Origin of the sequence: Marinobacter salexigens (assembly GCF_018860765.1) — a bacterium.
GTDB lineage: Bacteria > Pseudomonadota > Gammaproteobacteria > Pseudomonadales > Oleiphilaceae > Marinobacter > Marinobacter salexigens_A.
In genome coordinates this window covers 478946-501429 of record NZ_JAHKPV010000019.1, presented here as the reverse complement: position 1 = coordinate 501429, position 22484 = coordinate 478946, and the positions used below count along the sequence as shown (strand labels likewise).

At 53.5% G+C, this 22484-nt stretch carries 20 protein-coding genes; 16 read left to right on the top strand and 4 right to left on the bottom strand.

The features are described 5' to 3' along the window. The first annotated feature begins 12 nt into the window (after positions 1–12). Positions 13–585 carry an elongation factor P gene (efp, locus tag KO508_RS12875; protein WP_200365186.1) on the top strand — a complete coding sequence of 191 codons (573 nt, stop codon included), beginning with the start codon at positions 13–15 and terminating at the stop codon, positions 583–585. A gap of 7 nt (positions 586–592) precedes the next feature. Beyond that, on the top strand, positions 593–1561 hold the full coding sequence (epmA, locus tag KO508_RS12870) for an EF-P lysine aminoacylase EpmA (RefSeq protein ID WP_216008700.1): 969 nt from the start codon (positions 593–595) through the stop codon (positions 1559–1561). A 206-nt stretch (positions 1562–1767) separates the two neighbouring features. On the opposite strand, the gene asd is transcribed toward epmA, so the two are convergent. Next, positions 1768–2628: an archaetidylserine decarboxylase gene (asd, locus tag KO508_RS12865; RefSeq protein ID WP_216008699.1), complete on the bottom strand. Its 861-nt coding sequence runs from the start codon at positions 2626–2628 to the stop codon at positions 1768–1770. Positions 2629–2826: 198 nt separating this feature from the next. Between asd and motA the strand changes: the two genes are divergently transcribed. After that, entirely contained in the window at positions 2827–3678 is an 852-nt protein-coding gene (gene motA / locus KO508_RS12860) for a flagellar motor stator protein MotA (protein WP_216008698.1), read from the top strand. Positions 3679–3703: 25 nt separating this feature from the next. Continuing rightward, positions 3704–4663, top strand: coding sequence for a flagellar motor protein MotB (motB, locus tag KO508_RS12855; RefSeq protein WP_216008697.1), 960 nt, complete (start codon positions 3704–3706; stop codon positions 4661–4663). A 19-nt stretch (positions 4664–4682) separates the two neighbouring features. Here the strand turns inward: motB and rsgA are convergent, their stop codons facing one another. Beyond that, positions 4683–5738: a small ribosomal subunit biogenesis GTPase RsgA gene (gene rsgA / locus KO508_RS12850; protein WP_216008696.1), complete on the bottom strand. Its 1056-nt coding sequence runs from the start codon at positions 5736–5738 to the stop codon at positions 4683–4685. A 321-nt stretch (positions 5739–6059) separates the two neighbouring features. Here rsgA and orn point away from each other — a divergent pair, with 321 nt between their 5' ends. After that, positions 6060–6602: an oligoribonuclease gene (gene orn, locus KO508_RS12845; protein WP_200365174.1), complete on the top strand. Its 543-nt coding sequence runs from the start codon at positions 6060–6062 to the stop codon at positions 6600–6602. A gap of 8 nt (positions 6603–6610) precedes the next feature. Here the strand turns inward: orn and queG are convergent, their stop codons facing one another. After that, positions 6611–7690, bottom strand: a complete 1080-nt coding sequence (gene queG, locus KO508_RS12840; protein WP_216008865.1) for a tRNA epoxyqueuosine(34) reductase QueG — start codon at positions 7688–7690, stop codon at positions 6611–6613. A gap of 147 nt (positions 7691–7837) precedes the next feature. Between queG and KO508_RS12835 the strand changes: the two genes are divergently transcribed. The 11 genes from KO508_RS12835 (at position 7838) to KO508_RS12785 (ending at position 20915) form a co-directional block, all read left to right on the top strand. After that, positions 7838–9418 (top strand): NAD(P)H-hydrate dehydratase, encoded by a 1581-nt coding sequence (locus KO508_RS12835; protein WP_216008695.1) that lies wholly within the window; start codon positions 7838–7840, stop codon positions 9416–9418. Then, positions 9415–9912, top strand: a complete 498-nt coding sequence (gene tsaE / locus KO508_RS12830; RefSeq protein WP_216008694.1) for a tRNA (adenosine(37)-N6)-threonylcarbamoyltransferase complex ATPase subunit type 1 TsaE — start codon at positions 9415–9417, stop codon at positions 9910–9912. Before KO508_RS12835 ends, tsaE begins: the two co-directional genes overlap by 4 nt. 52 nt (positions 9913–9964) lie before the next feature. Continuing rightward, positions 9965–11305, top strand: coding sequence for an N-acetylmuramoyl-L-alanine amidase (locus KO508_RS12825; RefSeq protein WP_252738131.1), 1341 nt, complete (start codon positions 9965–9967; stop codon positions 11303–11305). A 20-nt stretch (positions 11306–11325) separates the two neighbouring features. Next, entirely contained in the window at positions 11326–13242 is a 1917-nt protein-coding gene (mutL, locus tag KO508_RS12820) for a DNA mismatch repair endonuclease MutL (RefSeq protein ID WP_216008692.1), read from the top strand. Between the two features lie 73 nt (positions 13243–13315). Beyond that, positions 13316–14311 (top strand): tRNA (adenosine(37)-N6)-dimethylallyltransferase MiaA, encoded by a 996-nt coding sequence (gene miaA, locus KO508_RS12815; RefSeq protein WP_216008864.1) that lies wholly within the window; start codon positions 13316–13318, stop codon positions 14309–14311. Between the two features lie 36 nt (positions 14312–14347). Further along, positions 14348–14599, top strand: coding sequence for an RNA chaperone Hfq (gene hfq, locus KO508_RS12810; protein WP_071264098.1), 252 nt, complete (start codon positions 14348–14350; stop codon positions 14597–14599). A gap of 116 nt (positions 14600–14715) precedes the next feature. Then, positions 14716–16014, top strand: a complete 1299-nt coding sequence (gene hflX, locus KO508_RS12805) for a ribosome rescue GTPase HflX (protein ID WP_216008691.1) — start codon at positions 14716–14718, stop codon at positions 16012–16014. Between the two features lie 79 nt (positions 16015–16093). Continuing rightward, positions 16094–17281: an FtsH protease activity modulator HflK gene (gene hflK / locus KO508_RS12800; protein ID WP_216008690.1), complete on the top strand. Its 1188-nt coding sequence runs from the start codon at positions 16094–16096 to the stop codon at positions 17279–17281. Between the two features lie 2 nt (positions 17282–17283). Beyond that, complete coding sequence (hflC, locus tag KO508_RS12795; RefSeq protein ID WP_216008689.1) at positions 17284–18159, top strand: protease modulator HflC; 876 nt, start codon at positions 17284–17286, stop codon at positions 18157–18159. A 180-nt stretch (positions 18160–18339) separates the two neighbouring features. After that, positions 18340–19521 carry an ATP phosphoribosyltransferase regulatory subunit gene (locus KO508_RS12790; RefSeq protein ID WP_216008688.1) on the top strand — a complete coding sequence of 394 codons (1182 nt, stop codon included), beginning with the start codon at positions 18340–18342 and terminating at the stop codon, positions 19519–19521. Between the two features lie 98 nt (positions 19522–19619). Beyond that, positions 19620–20915 carry an adenylosuccinate synthase gene (locus KO508_RS12785; protein WP_216008687.1) on the top strand — a complete coding sequence of 432 codons (1296 nt, stop codon included), beginning with the start codon at positions 19620–19622 and terminating at the stop codon, positions 20913–20915. 69 nt (positions 20916–20984) lie between these two features. On the opposite strand, the gene KO508_RS12780 is transcribed toward KO508_RS12785, so the two are convergent. Then, the gene (locus KO508_RS12780) at positions 20985–22475 is read right to left on the bottom strand and encodes a CoA-acylating methylmalonate-semialdehyde dehydrogenase (RefSeq protein ID WP_216008686.1); all 1491 of its coding nucleotides are present in this window, start codon (positions 22473–22475) and stop codon (positions 20985–20987) included. Between the last annotated feature and the right edge of the window lie 9 nt (positions 22476–22484).

The window sequence follows — 22484 nt, the reverse complement described above, 5'->3', positions numbered from 1 at the left end:
GGTGGACATTTCATGGCTTCATATTCTACCAACGAATTTCGTGGCGGTCTTAAAGTACTACTGGACGGCGACCCCTGTATTATTCTCGAGAATGAGATTGTAAAGCCTGGCAAGGGCCAAGCCTTCAACCGAGTTCGGCTGCGCAACTTGATGAGCAACCGCGTATGGGAGCGTACCTTCAAGTCCGGCGAAAGTCTCGAAGCGGCAGACGTTATTGAGCAGGATATGGAATATCTCTACACAGACGGAGAGTTCTGGCACTTCATGCTCACCGACGGCTCCTTCGAGCAATATGCCGCAGACGCAAAAGCCGTTGGCGACACCATCAAATGGCTCAAAGAGCAGGATGTTTACACCGTCACTCTATACAACGGTGCACCTCTGACCATTACGCCACCAAATTTTGTCGAATTGGAAGTAGTTGAAACCGACCCGGGCATGAAAGGAGATACTGCACAGGGCGGCTCCAAGCCTGCAACCTTATCTACCGGTGCCGTTGTAAGCGTACCCTTGTTTATTACCATCGGCGAAGTGCTCAAAGTCGACACACGCTCTGGCGAATACATGAACCGGGTAAAAAACTGACCCCAACATGAAAAATCAGCCTGACTGGCAGCCCACTGCCTCCCGGTCAGCCCTGAAAAGCCGCGCAGAACAGTCAGCCTTTGTGCGCGGCTTTTTTGCGCAAAGGGACGTGTTGGAAGTAGAAACCCCAATGCTGGGGCGCTGCGGCGTAACAGAGCCAAATCTCGATGGTATACATGCGCAACTAGATGCTCAGGGTATCAAAGGGGGTTGGTTGCAAACCTCGCCTGAATACCACATGAAGCGCCTGCTGGCTGCAGGTTCGGGCTCCATCTACCAGATCTCAAAGGTCTTCCGAAACGGCGAACGCGGCAGCCGCCACAACCCCGAATTCTCCATGTTGGAATGGTATCGCACCGGGTTTGACGACGAGACCTTAATGACAGAAGTTGCCGACCTAGTATGCGGTTGGCTCGAATGCCCCAGACCAAAGGCAATCAGCTACCGGCAGGCGATGATCGACTGGGCTGGCATCGACCCCTTTGTGATAACACAGAGTGACCTGCACCAACGTTGCCGAGAATGGCTTGAACCCGAACAATTACAAAACCTCAGCCGCGACGGCTGCCTCGATTTGCTAATGAGCTTCGCCGTCGAACCCAACCTCGGCACCGAAACCCCGGTATTCATAAACCAATACCCAGCCTCCCAAGCCTCTTTGGCAAAAATCTCCAACGTAGACGGCTTCGACGTAGCCCACCGCTTCGAGCTTTATGTTGATGGCATAGAACTATGTAACGGCTACTGGGAGCTTACCAACGTTGATGAACAGCGCACCCGCTTCGAAGCCGACAACCGCCTGCGAAAAGCCGATGGAAAACCCGAAATGGATATAGATGAAGCCTTTCTTGCGGCCATGGAGCACGGATTGCCAGGCTGCGCGGGGGTTGCCCTAGGGTTGGATCGCTTGTTGATGCTCAAAATCGACACACGGGATATTTCAGATGTACTGGCCTTCTCGTTAGAGCGAGCGTGAAGTCTACTCAAAAGCTACGAGGCATTGCCGGGAACCTCTCCCCAAAACCCTGCGGAGCCATGGATGGCGGAGCGGAGCGTACAGGGAAGTATTCACAGCGTGTTTTGGGGAGAGGTTCCCGGCAATGCCGGACTCAAGAATCAGAAGGCTAGAGGGTAAGAGGGGATGACGAGGTGTCGGCAAGTGCCGACACCAGACTGAAAAGATTATTCGGCAGAAAGCTTCCCAAATGCCTCACCCATGCGAACAACCTTCTCGGCTACCTGATTGGCATCCCAGCGAACACGACCCTTGGGCATCACCATCACCACCGTAGAGCCCAACCGAAAACGCCCCATCTCCTCACCTTTGGCAAACGAAATAGCACTCTCACCCTCATAGCTGATCGCATTCACACCACTGCTATTTGGCGCCACAACCCCCGCCCACGGCGTTTCAACACTACCTACAATCATTGCACCCACAAGCACTAACGCCATAGGCCCGGCAGCCGTATCAAAAATACAAATAACCCGTTCATTGCGAGCAAACAGATTAGGCACATTTGCCGCTGTGACCGGATTCACTGAAAACAACTTGCCGGGAACATAAATCATCTCCCGCAGCGTGCCAGCCATAGGCATATGGATACGGTGATAATCCTTTGGCGCAAGATAAATCGTAGAAAACTCGCCGTCCGAAAAAGTAGCCGCTCGCTGGGTGTCGCCACCCAGTAACTCTAACAGGCTGAAAGACTGCCCCTTAGCTTGAAAAATACGACCACCAGCTACCTGACCGATCTGGCTGATAGCTCCATCCACAGGGCTAACAAAAATATCGTCCCCTTCGGCAATCGGGCGAACCCCCGGCTTGAGTGCGCGCGTAAAAAAAGCGTTAAAACTGGGATAGGCCGTAGGGTCAGCTTCCGCCGCCTCGCTCATATTCACGCCGTAACGATTTACAAACCACTTGATGACCCGATTTTTGAGCGCAGGATTGCGGTCATTGTCTGCAAGGCGACCAGCGGCGCGGGAAACCGCAAGTTGCGGAGTAACGTACTGGCTCAGAATAAACAGCTTGTCGAACATTTGAATGCGATCCTATGTGCTCAAAGGCTCGAAGTTTAACAAATAGTCTCGCAAGAGTGTTGCGCAGGCGACCGTATGTATAGAAATTGTTGTATGGCTTCGCGGATACGGCGGGGGCTTGCTATTATCAAGCCAGAAAAGGCGTCATTGTTACCGGCGCTGGGCGACACCTCAAGATAAAAGGCTTACATTCTTCTCATGCTACTTATTATTGGTTCAGTAATTGTTATTGCCAGTGTTCTGGGTGGGTACGTCCTCCATGGCGGCAACCTAATGGTGTTGTGGCAGCCGACAGAACTGCTCATTATCTTCGGCGCGGCCCTGGGCTCTTTTATCATTGCCAACCCGCTGCATACCGTAAAAGAGGTGTTTTCCGGTATTTTGCGCCTGCTTACAGGCTCCCCGTTCAACAAATCCTATTACATGGATTTGCTCAGTATGCTGTATGAGATTTTCGATAAATCCCGTAAGCAAGGGGTTATGTCCATAGAAGAAGACATTGATAATCCGGAGTCCAGCCAAATTTTCAGTCGCTATCCAGCAATTATGAAGTCAAAGGAGTTGCTGGCGTTCATTACGGATTATCTGAGGATCATCAGCGCTGGCAACATGGCCACCCATGAGCTGGAGGGCATGATGGAGAACGAAATTGATAGCCGCCAACATGAACTTGAAGAGCCGGCCCATGCTGTCAACAAAATTGCAGATGCCCTGCCAGGGCTTGGCATTGTGGCGGCAGTGTTGGGCATTGTTATCACTATGAATTTCCTAAGCGAGGGGCCAGAGCGCATTGGTTTGAGTGTGGCGGCTGCGCTGGTGGGCACCTTCCTTGGCATCTGGATGGGCTATGGCTTTGTCGGGCCAACCTCCATTGCCATGGAGCATGCCGCAAAGTACGAGCTAAAAGCCTACGAATGCGTTAAATCCGCTATTGTTGCCACCGTGTCCGGGCAGGCACCTCAAATGGCCATCGAATTCGGTCGTAAAGCTCTACCCACAGAAAAACGCCCTGACTTTCAGGAATTGAACGACCACGTACGCTCAAAATAGCCTAGCCTGAATCCGGAGTAGTCTTGTGGAACAGCAGCCGATAATCATAAAACGCAAAAAAGTCATTGCGGCGGGCCATCACGGTGGCTCCTGGAAGGTTGCGTTTGCTGACTTTGCAACGGCGATGATGGCGTTTTTTTTGGTGCTCTGGTTAACCGCAACCGCATCCCCGGAACAAAAGAAAGCCGTAGAAGGCTATTTTAAAGATCCTGTGGGCTTCACTGACGGCGGCTCACCAAACCCGGTCGATCTTGAAGGCAGCGCGTCTGTCGTCAGCGAAGCCAGCACGGATATTGATCCAAACCCTGTAGTGATTGCGGATGAGGTGGTTGATACGTTGTCGGAAACCCTCGAGCAACGCCGGATGGAAGAGCTGTTTCAAGAGCTAAAGCAACGGATTGAAGAAAACCAGACGCTGCAAGAGTTCAAAGATCAACTGCTGATTGATATTACCGATGAGGGACTGAGGATTCAGATCGTTGATCGCTCAAACCGACCGATGTTTGATAGCGGTCGGGCCGAGTTGAAATATTACTCGCAGGAGATTCTTTTCGAACTGGCGAAAACGCTGGGGTCTGTTGATAACAAGCTCAGCCTCACCGGCCATACAGACGCCACTCCTTTCGGCGGCCGCCCTGGCTATACCAACTGGGAACTCTCGGCAGACCGCGCCAACACAGCCCGCCGCGCGTTGGTTGCCGGTGGTGTGCGCTCCCAACAAATCGCCCGAGTAGTCGGGCTCAGTGATTCTGTTTTATTCGACCAGGATGAACCAACGGCACCCGTAAACCGCCGAATTTCCATTATCGTGCTCAACAAGAAAACCATCAGCAGCATTCACAACAGTGCCAGCGCCAAAGGCGCGCCCCTCATCGACCTTACGGCCCCGTCAGAAGAAGATCAGAAAAAAGCCATGGATAATCTGGAAAGTGGCGACTGGCTGAGAGAAAAAGAAGAACCGGCGCCGGGCGAACTAAACTGGTAGACAGCCCAGCAATAACCTATCAGTCGACTTTTAACCCCCGCGACTGCTGCTCCGCCATGTCTTGAAGTATACGATGGAAGCTACGTCGCCGCTCAGGGCTTAGCGTGCCCGCCTCTGCTGCTGCATCAATGGCACAACCCGGGTCGCCCATGTGCCTGCAGTTGCGAAACTTGCAGTAACCGATCACCTCACGAATCTCACGAAACCCGTACTCAATCTCCTGTGGCCTCATGTGCCAGAGACCAAACTCCCGAATACCCGGCGAATCAATCAAATCACCGCCCATCGGCAAGTGAAAAAGCTTCGCCGTGGTAGTGGTGTGAACACCCTTGCCAGTACTCTCGGAAACCGCACCCACACGAATCGCCTCATCCGGCATCAACGTTTGAATAATCGACGACTTACCAACCCCAGACTGACCCACAAAAGCACTGGTTTTATCCTTCACCAAGGTCTCAACTTCCGGCGATGGTTTTCCATCGAACTGCACCGCAGACGTACGCACAATCTCATAACCTAATGCTGCATAACGCGCGAGTAGGGCATCAATGTGTGGTCTATTTTGATCCGTAATCAGATCCGTCTTGTTCAACAAAATGACAGCTGGAATATCCGTGATCTCAGAAGCCACCAAATACCGGTCAATCAAATTATCATGGGGCTCGGGCTCCGGCGCGATCACCAAAATAATGTGGTCAATATTCGCGGCCACCGGCTTTACAGCGCCAAAGTTGTCTGGCCTTTGCAGCAAATTATCGCGTTCACACCGAGCGACGATCACACCGGTTTCATTCTTACCCGGCCGCCAGACAACCCGATCACCCGTCACTAGACTGTCGATATTCGCCCGAACAAAGCACCGCACAACATCACCCTTACGGTCACCTTCCAGCGCCTCTACATCCAGTTGCTGACCGTAGTGGGCAATAATCAGCCCTTCCTGCTCAGGACCAAGTTCTCCGGCATCGGCCTGCGCCTGAACTGACTTTTCTTTACGAGCTGCACGGGCCGCACGTTCCTCCTGAATCTTCTTGATCCGGAATTGCTGTTGCTTGTTCAGTTGCCGTTTTGCCATAAGGTCTCAGTTAACACGGATGAAAGTTGTGACGTTGCTGTGCCATCATACGGGAATAAATTTTGTGCGGCTTTAACCGAGCCGATTAATAGAAACATATCACCGAACCTCCGGGCAGTGCAGTGTCTTATCCAGATAAAACTGCCCGAACCATATGGGATATATCACCAAAGTTTGAAGTGGAGTGGCCCCTTGCTTTCTGGGAATGCCGACGGCCATGGATGGCCGACGACAAGCGCTCAGGGAAGAGCTCGTAGCGGTTCCCGGAAAGCAAGGGGCCACTCCACTCGCCACCGATGTTTGATTAGTGAGGAAAGCAGAATGTCAGCAGGGAAACCCCTAGTATGGATCGATCTGGAAATGACCGGCCTTGATCCAGAAAAAGAACGCATCATAGAAATGGCCACCATCATCACCGACTCCGAACTAAACCTCATAGCCGAAGGCCCGGTTCTCGCCATTCACCAACCCGACAGCCTGCTCGAAGCCATGGACGAATGGTGCACCCGCACCCACGGCGAAAGCGGCTTAACCAAACGCGTCCGCGAAAGCAAAATCTCAGAAGCCGAAGCCGAGCAGCAAACCATCGCCTTCCTCAAAGAATACATGGAAAAAGGCCAGTCCCCCCTGTGCGGCAACAGCATAGGCCAGGATCGCCGGTTCCTCGTAAAATACATGCCCGAACTGGAAGACTTCTTCCATTACCGTAACCTAGACGTATCCACCGTAAAAGAGCTCGCACGCCGCTGGCGCCCGGATGTACTAGAAGGCGTAAAAAAACAGGGCAGCCACCTAGCACTAGATGACATCCGCGACTCAATCAACGAACTGCGCCACTACCGCGAGCACTTCTTCAAGCTGTAACCTAAAAGCTATAAACCGTGCCGGGCCAATGCCCATTGAACATGCTCGCGGACCATCTCTGAAGGATGGTTCACGCGCAACTTAAGGGCTTCAATAACCGGGATCGTTGAAGGTGCGTTGCCCAGCCCTACCGCCAGATTGCGCAACCAACCCTCGTAACCCGTGCGGCGAATAGCTGAACCCTCTGTGCGCTTCAGAAACTGCTCCTCCGTCCATAAAAACAGCTCTGCCAGCGAACTATTGTTCAGGCCATGCCGTGGCTGAAAATCATCTTCCCGAGTCGGCTTTTTAAACTTCTGCCAGGGGCACACCAATTGGCAGTCATCACAGCCAAACACCCGATTGCCCATCGGCGCGCGTAACTCTTCCGGAATGCTGCCTTTAAGCTCAATAGTCAAATAGCTGATACAGCGCCGTGCATCAAGTAAGTGAGCACCCACGAACGCATCGGTGGGGCACATATCCAGGCAAGCAGAGCAACTGCCACAGTGGTCGGCTTGAAAGGCAGGGTCTACGGGCAAGGGAGCACTGGTGAATATTTCCCCAAGGAAAAAGAACGACCCAGCCTTAGGATGAATCAACATATTGTTCTTGCCAATCCAGCCCAACCCCGCGCGTTGCGCCAGTGCCCGCTCTAGAACTGGGGCGCTGTCCACAAATGCCCTGTGGTCATATCCGCTAACTGCCTCGTCAATCCTTTTTGCCAGAGTGGCCAGCCGCTTCCGGATCAGTTTGTGGTAGTCGCGACCTAGGGCATAGCGAGTGATATAGGCGCCTTCCCGGTTAGTAAGCGCTTCTTTAGGGCTGTCTGGTGTGGGCATGTAGTCCATGCGTACAGAAATGACTCGGGTTGTTCCAGGCACCAGCGACGTAGGAGTGTAGCGCTTATCCCCGTGGTGTCCCATGTACTCCATCTCTCCTTGATAGCCTTGGTCAAGCCAGTCTTGAAGTCGCTGGGCATGTTCGCCGGTATCCGCCGTTGTTATTCCTGCATCAGAAAACCCGAGCTCCTTGGCCCATTGCCGGATAAGTGTAGGCAAATCAGCCAGTTCTGGTGGCAAAGACATGTCTGTTTTGGGTGCGCTCATAAGTACCATTGGTGTACCCGCCATGCCCGAGCTGGAGGTACAGATATTTAATTTGATTAAGTTATGACCTTTTCCATGGTTTTGCTATGCTTTACAAATAGCTGGCCAATTTTCTTAAACCGGTTTCTGTAACGGGAGCAAAGGCTCATGCCACAGCATGCTGGAGGCAGTTTACCAGACGCGCTGTTTTCCGCCGATTCTGTGCGCCGTATCGATCAGTATGTTATCGAACAGCTCGGTGTCGATGGATTTGATTTGATGCAGTCTGCTGCCCGTGCGGCATTTCGCAGGCTAGCATTGCGCTGGCCCGGCACTGAAACTTTGCTGGTTCTTTGTGGTGCAGGCAATAACGGTGGTGACGGCTACCTGATAGCGGCCAATGCGGCGCGGCACGGGTTGACTGTGCACTGTGTCGCGGTTGCCCCCACAGAAAAATTGAACGGAGATGCCCGCAAGGCTTGGCAGAAGGCAACTGCTGACGGAGTAAAGGTCCGGGAGCTGGCCGAGGTCAGTGAGGCCGAGCTGGATTCGTTAATAGAAAACGCCGGGTTAATCGTAGATGCCATGTTGGGGACAGGGGCTTCCGGTTCCCCCAGAGAGCCGTTTGCCAGTGTAATAGCACGCTGTAATCGTTCGGGGCTTCCTACGTTGGCGGTTGATGTGCCCTCCGGGCTTAACGCGACGACAGGCGCAGCCAAGGGCGAGGTGGTGCAGGCCAGCATGACCGTTACGTTTATTGGCCGCAAGGCTGGGTTGTATACCGGGCACGGCGCGGCGGCGTGCGGCGATACGGTGTTTGAATCATTGAGCACTGCCATGAAAGCCGGCGACATTGGTGAAAATCGCGAGAGCGGCGAAAGCCCCATAGCCATGCTTCAGAGTTGGAAGTCAGTTCAGGGATGGCTGCCCCGGCGCCCTGCAAACGCACATAAGGGTCGTTTTGGCCATGTTTTGGTCGTCGCAGGTGATCGTGGTTTTGGTGGCGCGGGCTTGCTCGCTGCAGAAGCAGCTGCGCGCTCTGGTGCGGGGTTGGTGTCGCTGGCAACACGCCCTGAGCATGTAACCGCCGCATTGGCACGCTGCCCTTCGGTGATGGTTCATGGGTTGACCCACGGCTCGGAACTGCCCTCGCTGCTGGATGCCGCAACGGTTGTTGTGTGTGGGCCCGGTATGGGGCAGAGCGCCTGGGGGCAGCAGATGCTGCAACAGGTAGTGGAGAGCGGCAAGCCACGTGTTTTGGATGCAGATGCTTTAAACCTGCTTTCATCCCGGGTAGCTGTGCCAGCCAACAATCAAATTTTAACGCCTCACCCGGGCGAGGCCGCGAGATTGCTAAATTGTCTTGTACCGGAAATTGAAGCGGATCGTTTGGCTGCCGCGAATAAGCTGCAGTCCTTATACGGGGGCGCAGTCTTGCTCAAGGGGGCAGGAACGGTTATCTCCGCTGGCGAGGCGGCTGTGGATATTGCCGAGGGCAGCAACCCGGGTATGGCAACAGGGGGCATGGGGGACGTGCTCTCGGGAGTCATTGGCGCACTCTATGCCCAAATCAATGAGTCACCCGCTCAGGCCGCCACACTGGGCGCTGTTGTGCATCTTGAAGCGGCGAGCAGGGCATCCGTTGAAAAAGGCTATATGGGGCTCATCGCCACTGACGTGATTGATGCATTGCCGCAGGTTTTCCGGGAGGCGGAGTCAATCATTGGCCGCCGCGAGGAGGAAGAATGAGCATTTTCGGGAACGAGCGCAGGTTGTTTCTGGAAGGTGAAGAAGAGACCGAAAAGCTGGGCAGTGAACTGGCCCGTTTGGCAAAAGAATCGGGTGAAGGGCTGACCATATTCCTCGAGGGCGACCTAGGAATGGGGAAAACCACACTCAGCCGTGGGGTTATTCGAGCCCTTGGGCATGAGGGCGCTGTAAAAAGCCCGACCTATACGTTGGTTGAGCCCTACGAAGACTTGGTCCCACCGACCTATCACTTTGATTTATATCGGTTGGGCGATCCGGAAGAGTTGGAGTACATGGGCATTCGTGACTATTTCAGTGGCCAGAGTATTTGTCTTATCGAGTGGCCGGAACGTGGTGAGGGGGTGCTGCCAAACCCGGATCTCGAAGTGCATTTAGAGCATCAGGGCGACGGTCGGTCGGCGGTCATTAGGGCGCGATCGGAGTTTGGTGCGTCACTGTTGAACGAGTTGGAATTGATCGGGCCAGAGCATTGACTGGCCGAAACCGCACAAACAGGCAGACTGTATGAAAAAACACAAGCTGACGATGACGATATTAGTGGCTCTGGCGTCCGCGTGGTTGCTTTCGGCATCCTTACAGGCGCAAGCAGGTACTCAGGTGGAGGGGATTCGCATCTGGCCAGCCCCGGATCATACCCGTTTGGTGTTGGATACCGCAGGCAAGGTGGATCACAATATGTTCGCGTTGAGCAATCCTTCGCGCTTGGTGATTGACCTCAAAAACACACGCCTGAAAACCGACCTCGACAAGCTTGATCTGTCTGGCAGCCCGGTTCGCCGTATTCGCAGTGCACCGCGCAATGGCACCGATCTAAGGGTGGTTCTTGATTTAGCTAGCGATATCAAGCCTAGAAGTTTTCAGTTAGAACCCAACCAACAGTATGGTCATCGTCTGGTTCTGGACCTAATTGACGAAAGTGGCAGTCGGTTGGAAAAGGCGGCCAAGCCAACGGTGACTCACAACTCAGCGGGCAAGCGCGACGTTATCGTTGTTATCGATGCAGGCCACGGTGGTGAAGACCCTGGCGCTATTGGTCCAAGGGGTACCCATGAGAAAGATATAGTGCTAAAAATGGCTCACATTCTCAAAGAGATGATTGATAAGCGGCCGGGCTATACGGCTAAGCTTACCCGCACCGGTGATTACTATATAGGCCTGAGAAATCGCACCATTCTGGCCCGCAAATACAGTGCGGATCTGTTTGTGTCTGTGCATGCGGACGCATTCCGCACGCCGCAACCCAAGGGCGCCTCGGTATTTGCGCTCTCTCAGCGTGGCGCAACCAGTGAAACGGCTCGTTGGTTGGCGCAAAGCGAAAACCGCTCGGATTTGATTGGCGGTACAGGTGGAGTGTCTCTTGATGGTCGCGACGACATGCTCGCTGGTGTGCTGCTTGACCTCTCAATGACCGCCAGTATCAATGCCAGTTTGGGTGTGGGCAGTTCAATTTTGGGCAAGCTCAACGGAGTGGCGCATTTGCACAAACCCGGCGTGGAACAGGCGGCCTTCGCCGTTCTCAAATCGCCGGATATTCCTTCCATTCTTGTGGAGGCAGGCTTTATATCTAACCCGCAGGAAGAGAAGAACTTGTCTACCGACTGGTACCGACGCAAGCTCGCTGGCGCCATCATGCAGGGTATAGATGACTACTTCCAGAAAACACCCCCGCCCGGTACCCTGCTGGCGTGGCAGAAGCAGAACCGCCAAGGTGGTGGGCGGATTAGCAGGTATCGGGTTCGAAGTGGCGATACCCTTTCAGAAGTGGCGCGTGAAAACCAAACAACCGTAAGCGAGTTGATGCAATTTAACGGCCTGAGGGATGACCGTGTTATGGTAGGGCAAACCATTCGTATTCCCGCATCCTGAATAAGAGGTAGTTCCGAAACATGCCCTCCATCCGATTACTCTCGCCGCGGCTGGCAAACCAGATTGCTGCCGGCGAGGTGGTTGAGCGCCCTGCATCTGTTGTCAAAGAACTGGTTGAAAACGCACTCGATGCGGGCGCTGATCGCGTTGAGATCGAGGTGGAACAGGGCGGTGTAAAGCTAATCCGTGTACGCGATGATGGGAGTGGTATTGCGGAAAGCGACCTGCCTCTGGCGCTTAGCCGCCATGCTACAAGCAAAATCGCTAGCCTCGACGATTTGGAGTCTGTCGCCTCGCTCGGGTTCAGAGGTGAGGCCCTCGCCAGTATCAGCTCGGTTTCCCGTTTAACGCTAACCTCCCGCACCGACCAGCAGCAGGCGGCCTCTCGGGTGGAGGTTGAAGGGCGTGATATGGATGCTCAAATAGCACCTGCCGCACACCCCGTGGGCACCACGGTGGAAGTGCGAGACCTGTTTTTCAATACTCCAGCCCGGCGCAAGTTTCTGCGTACCGAGAAAACCGAGTTTAACCATGTAGAAGAATGCGTGCGGCGGCAAGCGCTCAGTCGCTTTGATGCGGGCTTTACCCTGCGTCATAATCAGAAAGTTGTTCAGAATTTACGGGCAGCAGAGTCCATGCTCGATAAAGAACGCCGCATTGGCGCCTTGTGTGGGCAAAAGTTTATCGATAATGCGGTAGTAATTGACGCGGAAGCCACAGGTTTGCGCTTGTGGGGGTGGGTCGCTTTGCCCACTTTTTCTCGCAGTCAGGCTGACCTTCAGTATTTCTTTGTGAACGGTCGCGTTATCCGCGACCGGTTGGTTGCCCACGCTGTTCGTCAAGCCTATCGCGATGTGTTGTATAACAATCGCCATCCTGCGTTTGTTCTATATCTCGAAGTTGATCCTGCAACTGTTGATGTGAACGTGCATCCAACCAAGCACGAAGTGCGTTTTCGTGATGGCAGGCTGGTCCACGATTTTATCTTCCGCACGCTGCACAAGGCTTTGGCTGATGTACGTCCCGATGATCATCTCCGGGGCGCTGTAGCCCAGTCGTTTGGCCGCGAAACGGAAGAGCAGGGATTGCCGCAGGCTGATGGGGTAGCACCTTCACAAACCTACCCATGGAGCGGGCAGCCCACGGCGCCTTCCTTGGGTGGTCAAACGCCTTCACCTTCAGAGGGGGTCAGAGGGCAGGCTGCACCTCAACAAGAGTGGCGAGCTAGTGATCAAATGGCGTTTTACCAATCCCTCGGTGGGGGTGGCGTCAGCACCCGACAAGAGCCGGCATCGTTTGGTGGCGTAGCCGCAATCCCGTCGGATCGGCATGCTGGGGCGGACAACAACGAAGAGCCGCCCTTGGGATATGCCATTGCTCAGTTGCATGGCATTTACGTTCTAGCCCAGAGCAGTGCCGGCATGATTGTTGTCGATATGCACGCGGCCCATGAGCGCATCACCTACGAGCGAATGAAACGTGCGCTTGCAGAGCAGGATCTCAAAAGTCAGCCGTTGCTGGTGCCATTGTCTCTCGCAGTTAGCCAAAAAGAAGCAGCGTTAGCTGAAACCCATAGCGAGGAATTGCAGCATTTAGGGCTGCAAATTGAACGCATCGGGCCTGAGACTTTAGCTATCAGACAGGTGCCTGCGTTGTTGCGGGGAGCCGATGCCGAGCAGCTTGTTCGTGACGTGTTGTCTGACTTGATTGAGCATGGCCAGAGTGACCGAGTTGAGGCAGTTACCCACGAACTGCTAGGCACCATGGCGTGCCATGGTTCAGTGCGGGCAAATCGCCAGCTGACCATCCCGGAAATGAACTCACTTCTCAGGGACATGGAGGCAACAGAGCGCAGCGGTCAATGTAATCATGGGCGCCCGACTTGGGCGCTGGTCACCTTGGCAGAGTTGGATAAGCTCTTTTTGCGGGGGCGCTAGGCTGGTTTTGGGAGGGTTAACAAAAGTGCTATCAGGAACGCCCCAAGCCGTTAAGCCACCTGCTATCTTCTTGATGGGGCCAACGGCGTCCGGAAAAACCGATCTTGCCATGGCGCTGTGTGAGCAATTGCCCTGCGAGATCATCAGCGTCGACTCGGCAATGATCTATCGCGGCATGGATATAGGTACTGCAAAGCCCACTGCCGCTGAGCTGGCGCGCGCACCGCACCGGCTGATTGATATTTGCGATCCCGCCGAAACCTATTCCGCCGCTGATTTTCGTAGAGATGCGTTGCTTGAAATGGATCGGATTACCCTTGCCGGGCGTATTCCATTGCTCGTGGGTGGCACTATGATGTATTTCAAAGCCCTTTTGCATGGAATGTCCGGGTTGCCATCGGCTAGCCCGGAACTTCGAAAAACGCTTGAGGCAGAAGCCAGCCAGTTTGGTTGGCCCGCACTTCACGATCAGCTGAAGGCTGCTGATCCGGTGGCGGCAAAATTGATTCACCCAAATAATCGCCAGCGCCTGTTGCGGGCTTTGGAAGTTATTCGGTTGACTGGACGGCCCATTTCGGCGTTCTGGGAAGCAGAAACTGGCCAGTCGTCGAATCAAAGCGAGGGTCAACAGGGTATTGAGGATTACACCTACTATACTCAATGGCAGGCAGACGAAACTTCATCGCTTCCGTATACTGTTGTACAGCTTGCCATGGCGCCTCTGGAGAGGCGAGTGCTTCACGATAGGATACACCAGCGTTTTCTGAATATGCTGGAAGCGGGGTTTCTGGACGAAGTTCGGGCTCTGATGGCTAGGGGCGACTTACACCCTGACCTACCGTCCATGCGTTGTGTCGGTTATCGCCAAGCCTGGAATTATCTGGTGGGTGTAGATGATTATGATGCATTTGTAAGCAAGGGAGTTGCGGCCACTCGTCAGCTAGCCAAACGGCAGCTTACATGGCTCCGAAAGTGGACTGATTTACACTGGCTCGACAGCGAAGATAGTTTTATCGCTGATGCAGCCTTGAAAAAAGTCAGACTTCACACCACATTTAGCACTGAATAATGACGATCTGCATTTACTAAAAACAGGAGAATACACATGTCAAAAGGGCACTCGTTACAAGACCCTTACCTCAATGCCTTACGCAAGGAACGCATTCCGGTATCCATCTTTCTGGTTAACGGCATCAAACTGCAAGGGCAGGTAGAGTCTTTTGACCAATTTGTGATTTTGCTGAAAAATACTGTCAGCCAGATGGTCTACAAGCACGCAATCTCCACCGTTGTTCCTGCCCGGAATGTTCGCATTCCACAGCAGAATCCTGCTGGAGAGGATGAGCCTGAAGACTGATTTGCCCGGGTTTCCGGTATTGCCACCCGCGTTCCTGACGAGCCTCTGGGTTCTGATGGCCGCGGGTGTTTGTTTTTATAATGTTAATGCACTGACTGTTGTGGAGTTGATGCCCATTGTTTGAACGCCCTGATGTTGGTGAGCGAGCGATACTCGTCCACATCGATTTCTCGTCCCACGAAGGCTCTGAAGATCCGGATGAATTCCGCGAGCTGGTAGCCTCTGCCGGTGTTGAAGCGGTTGGAACGGTAACCGGGTCTCGCAAGCAGCCAAGCCCTAGATTGTTTGTGGGGGACGGCAAGCTTGAAGAAATCCGCGATGCTGTAACGCTGCACGAAGCGGATGTTGTTCTTTTCAACCATTCCCTGAGCCCAAGCCAGGAACGGAATATTGAGCGCGAGCTCAAATGCCGTGTTCTGGACCGTACCGGTGTTATTTTGGATATCTTTGCCCAACGTGCCCGCACGCACGAGGGCAAGTTGCAGGTAGAGTTGGCCCAGTTGGAGCACATGTCTACACGGTTAGTGCGAGGGTGGACTCACCTCGAGCGGCAGAAAGGCGGTATTGGCCTGCGCGGCCCGGGTGAAACTCAGCTCGAAACAGACCGCAGGCTTCTGCGCGAGCGTATCAAGTCTATTCATAAGCGGCTCGAAAAAGTGCGCAAACAGCGCAATCAGGGCCGTCGAGCGCGTCAACGTGCTGATATACCAACAGTATCTTTGGTCGGCTACACCAACGCTGGTAAGTCGACGCTGTTCAACCGAATTACAACGTCCTCCGTATATGCAGCGGACAAGTTGTTTGCAACGCTGGATCCGACCATCCGACGGCTGGAACTTCCAGACATCGGGCCGGTCGTAATGGCGGATACCGTAGGCTTCATCAGGCACTTGCCCCATAAGCTTGTTGAAGCGTTCCGGGCAACCTTGGAAGAAACCACTGAAGCAACCATTTTGCTGCATATTGTGGACAGCCACGACAGTCGACGCGATGAAAACATCGAGCAGGTTGAAGACGTTTTGGCGGAAATCGGTGCCGATGAGATACCGGTGTTGCAGGTATTCAATAAAATAGACTTGTTGGACAATTTTGCGCCACGGGTGGAACGCAACGAAGATGGCGTGCCTGTGCGAGCTTGGGTCTCTGCAGTTACCGGCGAAGGCTTGGATGGTCTTTACGATGCCATCGTTGAGCGCTTAGCTGAAGATGTTGTCCATCACTTTGTTATGCTTGGGCCTGCTGATGGCAAGCTTCGGGCGCTTTTGCACGAAGCGGGCTCGGTGCTGAGTGAAGAACATCGGGAAACCGGAGACACAGTAGTTGAAGTTCGGTTGCAACACCGGGACTGGCTGCAGTTACTGAGTCGTGCAGATATGAGTGAAGAAACGGTGCGCCTGGATAGCGGGCAAGCCTGAAACCATAGCAACTATTGCCGGGGCGATGATAAATCCCTAGTATTTGCAGCCATTCGATACGTTAGGAACGGAGAGCACTATGGCCTGGAATGAACCGGGTGGAAACCGCAACGATAATGACCCCTGGGGAAATGGTGGTCGTCGCGGGAATGATCAGGGACCACCAGACCTTGATGAGGCGCTGAAAAAGGGCCTCGACAAACTCAATAAAATGTTGGGCGGCAAAGGTAAAAAGTCGGGTGGAGACGGGGGTGGCAGTGGCGGCTCCGGTTCAGCGGGCAGCTTTGGTGCCGTACTGGCGTTAGCAGCCATTCTTGTTGTGGGCTATGTCGTCTTCCAGTCGTTTTACACAGTAAACGAACAGGAACGCGCCGTGGTGCTTAGGTTTGGAGAGTACTCCAAGACCGAAAACCCCGGCTTGAGATTCAAGGTTCCCCTGATTGACGATGTAACCAAGGTGTTGGTTACCAGTGTGAGAACCGCTCAGTCCAGTGGTCAGATGCTGACCCAGGATGAAAATCTAGTTACGGTTGATCTACAGGTTCAGTACCGCGTTGGTGACGCCCGCGATTACGTGCTGAACGTTCGGGATTCCAATCAGGCATTGGCATTTGCAACAGACAGTGCGCTCCGTCACGAAGTGGGTAGCTCTTCCCTTGATGACGTGCTGACTGAAGGTCGTGCGGAATTGGCGGTACGTGTTGAGCAGCGTTTGCAGGGCTTCCTTCAGGAATACGGAACGGGCCTTGAAATTGTTCGGGTTAACGTTGAGAGCACTCAGCCCCCCGCAGCGGTACAGGATGCGTTCCGTGAGGTTCAGCGTGCCCGTGAGGACGAGCAGCGCGTGAAAGAAGAAGCTGAAACCTACCGCAACAAGGTGGTTCCTGAAGCACGCGGTCAAGCGCAGCGCATGATTGAAGAGGCGAGTGCCTACAAGCAGGAAGTTATCGAGCGTGCTCGTGGTGAAAGTGCCCGCTTCCTAGAGTTACTGGCGGTTTACCAGATGGCGCCCACGGTAACTCGTGAGCGTATGTACCTGCAGACACTGGAAACGGTGCTTTCAAACAGCAGCAAGATTCTTGTGGATACCGAAAGCAGCGGCAATATGATGTACCTGCCTTTGGATCGCCTCACTCAAGGCGCAGCGTCGCGGAGTGGAAGCCAAACCTCTGGAAGCGCCTCTCAAATGGATATTCAGACGGTAACGGATCAAGTGATTCAGGAGCTGCGAACCAGACAGGACACTAATACCCGGAGGAGCAGATAATCATGGGACCTAAAAGTGTAGTGGGTCTTGCAGGCGCTCTTATCGTTGTCCTGCTGGTACTTTCGAGCGTGTTTATTATTCCGGAAACCCATCGCGGTGTGATGCTGAGATTTGGTGAGTTGGTAGAGACTGACATCAAAGCGGGCATTCACTTCAAGGTGCCGGTTATTGACCAGGTTCGGGAGTTTGATATCCGCGTGCTGACCATGGATCTGCCCTCAAGGCAGTACCTGACGGTTGAAAAGAAGCCGCTTGATGTTACCTCCTACATCGCTTGGAAAATTCGCGATGTGGATCAGTTCTACCGGGCGACCGGCGGAGATGAGTTCCGTGCCCAGTCGCTGCTGTTATCTCGAGTAGACAACGGCCTGCGGGACGAGTTTGGTATCCGTACCATGCACGAAGTCGTTTCGGGTCAGCGCGATGAGCTTATGCACAACCTGCGCGACCGGGTTAACGAAACCTCCGTTAAGGAATTCGGTATCGACATAAAAGATATCCGGGTTAAGGCCATTGAGTTCCCGGGACAGGTCAGTGATAACGTTTATCGCCGCATGGCGACAGAGCGTGAGAAGCTGGCTCAGGAATTCCGTTCGCGCGGTAAGGAGCTTGCAGAAGGTATTCGTGCGGATGCTGACCGCCAGAAAACGGTTACTTTGGCAGAAGCGTTTGCATCTTCGGAAACTACGCGTGGTGAAGGTGACGGCGAAGCCGCCCGAATCTACGCAGATGCATACGGCTCCAACCCGGAGTTCTACAGTTTCTATCGTAGCCTGCAGGCTTACCGGAATACCTTTTCGGGTAAAGATGATTTGATGGTTATTGACGCCGAAAGTGACTTTATGAGATTCCTTAAGGATTCTCAGGGCGGAAATTAAAACCCGCCTTGCATAGCGAAAAACCGGAATGCTCAGGTATTCCGGTTTTTTTGTGTCTGCCAACAGTGTAAAATCCCTCAGGTTTTGGTTCGGGTTTTTCTGCCCCGAGCGTCACCCTAAAAACCGGCTAGCTCCAACTACGATAAATAGTGGGGTGCGCTGGATGGACAACGGAATCTCATGACAGTATCTGATCGCTGGTTACTGCCGGACGGGGTGGAGGATATCTTGCCGCCACTGGCCGGACAGATAGAATCCCTGCGCCGGGATGTAATGGATACCTGCCAGCGTTGGGGCTACCAACTGGTAATCCCACCGCTTATTGAATACCTCGAATCCCTTTTCACCGGAACCGGGCACGATCTGGAGTTGCAAACCTTCAAGCTGACCGATCAGCTGACAGGGCGCATGATGGGTGTTCGGGCAGACATGACACCACAAGCTGCGCGCATCGATGCCCACACTCTGGGGCAGGAAGGGATCACCCGTTTGTGTTATGCCGGTCATGTACTGCATACCCGCCCCAAACACATGCTTGCCAGCCGCACGCCTATTCAGGCTGGCTGTGAGCTGTTTGGCAGCGCTTCTGAATCTGCAGACCTTGAAGTTATCAGCTTGATGCTTGAGGCACTTCGTGTCGCTGGCTTGCCCCGTGTGCATCTGGATCTGGCCCATGTGGCTATCTATGAAAGCCTGATTGGCGAGGCGGAATTCGATCGCAACACAAGTGCCGCGATCTTCGACGCTATGGCACGTAAGTCGGTTCCTGAACTTGATCGGCTTTTAGGTGACTGTCCGGATGGTTCTGCTGGCGCTCGTTTGCGTGAACTCGCTCGTGTTAGCGGGGGTGCCGAAGTACTGACTGAAGCACGTAAAATTTTAAGTGGGGCCTCCGATACCTTGAGTGCGGCACTGGATCAACTGGGCCGTGTGGCAGAAATGCTCGAAAGGGATTTCCCGGAAGTCAGTTTCGGGTTCGATTTCTGCGAGTTGCGCGGCTACAACTACCATACGGGGCTGGTGTTTGCAGCCTATGTACCGGGTCATGGTGATGCCATTGGCAAGGGCGGCCGTTACGATGCCATTGGCAGCGATTTCGGACGGGCACGTCCGGCCACTGGCTTCAGTCTTGATATACGCGCACTGGTAACGCTAGGTGAGCGCGAGATCAAAAGCCGTAAGGCCGTGTGGGCGCCTGCTCAGAGTGATGCGGACTTGGAGCGGGCTATTGCAGAATTGCGAAAGTCAGACATCGTTATTCGGGCATTGCCGGAAGATAACGGCGTAAACCCCTCTACTCGAGGGTGCGACCGACAGCTGGTGAAACAGGGTGGTCAATGGGTAGTCCAGACTCTGGATTAGTGCTGGATTAACGCCAGTGAACCGCATTGAACTCATAAAGGTACATGTGCCAAATTTGCAAGACGCACCCAAAGCAGTGTGCGCAATGAGAGAGAATCATGGGTAAAAACGTTGTTGTGCTAGGCACCCAATGGGGTGACGAAGGCAAGGGTAAGATCGTTGACCTGTTAACTGAAAAAGTTGCAGCAGTTGTTCGTTTTCAAGGCGGCCATAACGCGGGCCATACCCTTGTTATCGATGGCAAGAAAACGGCTTTGCATCTGATTCCCTCCGGTATTCTCCGGCAGAACGTTGAATGCCTCATTGGTAACGGTGTGGTGGTATCACCGGAAGCATTGCTGAAAGAGGTCCGCGGGCTTGAAGCATCGGGCATAGACGTTCGTGACCGGCTTCGTATTAGCTTGGCATGTCCGATTATCCTGCGCACCCACGTGCGTATTGATCAGGCCCGGGAGCGTGCAAAGGGTAATGACAAAATTGGCACCACGGGGCGGGGTATAGGCCCTGCTTATGAAGATAAGGTGTCGCGTCGCGGTGTTCGCATTGGCGATCTGCACAACCCAGCTGGTTTCGAGGAGAAGCTGCGGGAACTGATGACTTATCATAACTTTGTGCTGACAGAGTACTTCAAGGAAGAAGCCGAGGATATAGATGCGGCTCTGGACGAATTGATGCAGATGGGCAAAGAAATCCTGCCCATGGCTGCAGATGTAACAGATTTGCTGCACGGCTATCGCAAGCGCGGCCAGGATATCATGTTCGAAGGCGCTCAGGGCTCCTTGCTGGATATAGATCTAGGTACTTATCCGTTCGTGACATCTTCCAATACGACAGCGGGTGGTACGGCCACAGGCTCGGGCTTTGGCCCTTTGTATCTGGATTACGTGTTGGGTATCACCAAGGCTTACACCACCCGTGTAGGCGCGGGACCTTTCCCGACAGAACTCTTTGATGATATGGGCCAGCATCTAGCTGTCAAAGGTAATGAGATTGGTACTACGACGGGTCGCTCCCGCCGATGTGGCTGGTTTGATGCGGTGGCCGTACATCATGCTATAGAGATCAATAGTGTATCCGGTATTTGCTTGACCAAACTGGATGTTCTCGATGGTCTGGAAACCGTTAAAGTGTGCGTGGGGTATAAAACACCTAACGGCGAAATGACTCGTCCACCGATCGGTTGTGACAGCTACACGGACATTGAGCCGGTATACGTTGAATTGCCGGGTTGGAGCGAAAGCACGTTCGGGCTGACAAAACTGGAGCAATTGCCAGAAAACGCCAGAGCCTACATCAAGTTTCTAGAAGAACAGATTGAGGCGCCCATCGATATCATCTCTACCGGCCCGGATCGGGTTGAAACCATTACCTTGCGTCACCCGTTTGATGAATAAGTGCTGACGAGTACCGGTCAGAATAGATTGAGGGCGACTACTAAAAGCCGCCCTCAATCTATATTTGTGTCAGGAAGGGAAGGAAAACTGAGTCCCCTCACGAACTCCTGCAGATGGCCAGCGTTGGGTGATCGTTTTACGCCGTGTATAGAAGCGGACTGAATCCGGGCCGTAGGCGCCAAGATCTCCAAACAAAGAACGTTTCCAGCCACCAAAGCTATGGTAAGAAACTGGAACTGGCAGTGGAACGTTGATGCCAACCATGCCTACCAATATGTTGTCACTGAAATAACGGGCGGCCTCGCCATCGCGAGTGAAAATGCACGTGCCGTTGCCGTATTCGTGGTCATTAATCAGCTGCATTGCCTCTTCCATGGAATTGACACGCATTACCAGCAGCACAGGGCCAAAGATTTCCTCAAGGTAGCAAGTCATGTCCGGGGTTACGCGGTCTATTAATGTGCCCCCAACATAAAATCCATTCTCGTGGCCAGATACAGCAACACTGCGGCCATCAACCACTACAGTAGCGCCTTCTTTTTCTGCACTGCTGATATACCCGCACACTTTCTCCTGATGTGCTTTCGTGATCACTGGTCCAAAATCATTCTTGGCATCGGAGAAGGGGCCCACTTTAAGACTTCCCATCTGCTCTTTCATTTTGCTGACAAGGGCGTCCGCCATTTCATCGCCCACAGCGACAACAACCGAAAGCGCCATGCAACGTTCGCCGGAGGAGCCAAAAGCGGCACCAGTCAAAGCACTAATCGCATTATCCAGATCTGCATCTGGCATAACGATCGCGTGGTTTTTGGCGCCGCCCAGTGCCTGACAGCGTTTACCGTTTGCACTGGCACGAGAGTATATGTACTCAGCAATAGGGGTTGATCCGACAAAGCTGACGGCCTCAACGCGGTCATCATCCAGCAGCGTGTCAACGGCCTCTTTGTCTCCGTTAACAACGTTCAAAACGCCAGCGGGCAAACCTGCTTCGTGTAGCAGTTCAGCAATGAACAGCACCGACGATGGGTCGCGCTCTGAAGGCTTGAGTACGAATGTATTGCCGCAGACTATTGCCATAGGGTACATCCATAGCGGTACCATGACCGGGAAGTTAAAAGGCGTGATGCCTGCAACAACGCCCAACGGTTGGAAATCACTCCACGAGTCGATATTGGGCCCTGCGTTTTTACTGTAATCGCCTTTAAGTAACTCCGGTGCTCCGCAAGCGTATTCTACGTTTTCAATGCCGCGTCTCAGTTCGCCCATTGCGTCATGAACAATCTTCCCGTGCTCCTGCCCTACAAGCCTGCAGATTTCGCTGGCATGCTGCTCCAAGAGTTCTTTGAATCGGAACATAATGCTGGCACGCTTGGAAGGCGGTGTGTTTCTCCAGGCAGGGTATGCTGCTTGTGCTGCAGCAACTGCCTCTTCTACAGTCGCTTTTGATGCCAGACTAAGCTTGCCTGCTACCTCGCCGGTGGAAGGATTATAAACATCTTGAATGCGATCGCTGGTCGTTACGACTTTGCTGTTAATCAAGTGTCCAATAGTATTCATTGTTTGTGT

Bases quoted from the DNA above. Each gene is read 5' to 3' on its own strand.
- efp (WP_200365186.1), top strand. From the start codon at position 13: ATGGCTTCATATTCTACCAACGAATTTCGTGGCGGTCTTAAAGTACTA.
- epmA (WP_216008700.1), top strand. From the start codon at position 593: ATGAAAAATCAGCCTGACTGGCAGCCCACTGCCTCCCGGTCAGCCCTG.
- asd (WP_216008699.1), bottom strand. From the start codon at position 2,628: ATGTTCGACAAGCTGTTTATTCTGAGCCAGTACGTTACTCCGCAACTT.
- motA (WP_216008698.1), top strand. From the start codon at position 2,827: ATGCTACTTATTATTGGTTCAGTAATTGTTATTGCCAGTGTTCTGGGT.
- rsgA (WP_216008696.1), bottom strand. From the start codon at position 5,738: ATGGCAAAACGGCAACTGAACAAGCAACAGCAATTCCGGATCAAGAAG.
- orn (WP_200365174.1), top strand. From the start codon at position 6,060: ATGTCAGCAGGGAAACCCCTAGTATGGATCGATCTGGAAATGACCGGC.
- queG (WP_216008865.1), bottom strand. From the start codon at position 7,690: ATGAGCGCACCCAAAACAGACATGTCTTTGCCACCAGAACTGGCTGAT.
- KO508_RS12835 (WP_216008695.1), top strand. From the start codon at position 7,838: ATGCCACAGCATGCTGGAGGCAGTTTACCAGACGCGCTGTTTTCCGCC.
- tsaE (WP_216008694.1), top strand. From the start codon at position 9,415: ATGAGCATTTTCGGGAACGAGCGCAGGTTGTTTCTGGAAGGTGAAGAA.
- KO508_RS12825 (WP_252738131.1), top strand. From the start codon at position 9,965: ATGACGATATTAGTGGCTCTGGCGTCCGCGTGGTTGCTTTCGGCATCC.
- mutL (WP_216008692.1), top strand. From the start codon at position 11,326: ATGCCCTCCATCCGATTACTCTCGCCGCGGCTGGCAAACCAGATTGCT.
- miaA (WP_216008864.1), top strand. From the start codon at position 13,316: ATGGGGCCAACGGCGTCCGGAAAAACCGATCTTGCCATGGCGCTGTGT.
- hfq (WP_071264098.1), top strand. From the start codon at position 14,348: ATGTCAAAAGGGCACTCGTTACAAGACCCTTACCTCAATGCCTTACGC.
- hflK (WP_216008690.1), top strand. From the start codon at position 16,094: ATGGCCTGGAATGAACCGGGTGGAAACCGCAACGATAATGACCCCTGG.
- hflC (WP_216008689.1), top strand. From the start codon at position 17,284: ATGGGACCTAAAAGTGTAGTGGGTCTTGCAGGCGCTCTTATCGTTGTC.
- KO508_RS12790 (WP_216008688.1), top strand. From the start codon at position 18,340: ATGACAGTATCTGATCGCTGGTTACTGCCGGACGGGGTGGAGGATATC.
- KO508_RS12785 (WP_216008687.1), top strand. From the start codon at position 19,620: ATGGGTAAAAACGTTGTTGTGCTAGGCACCCAATGGGGTGACGAAGGC.
- KO508_RS12780 (WP_216008686.1), bottom strand. From the start codon at position 22,475: ATGAATACTATTGGACACTTGATTAACAGCAAAGTCGTAACGACCAGC.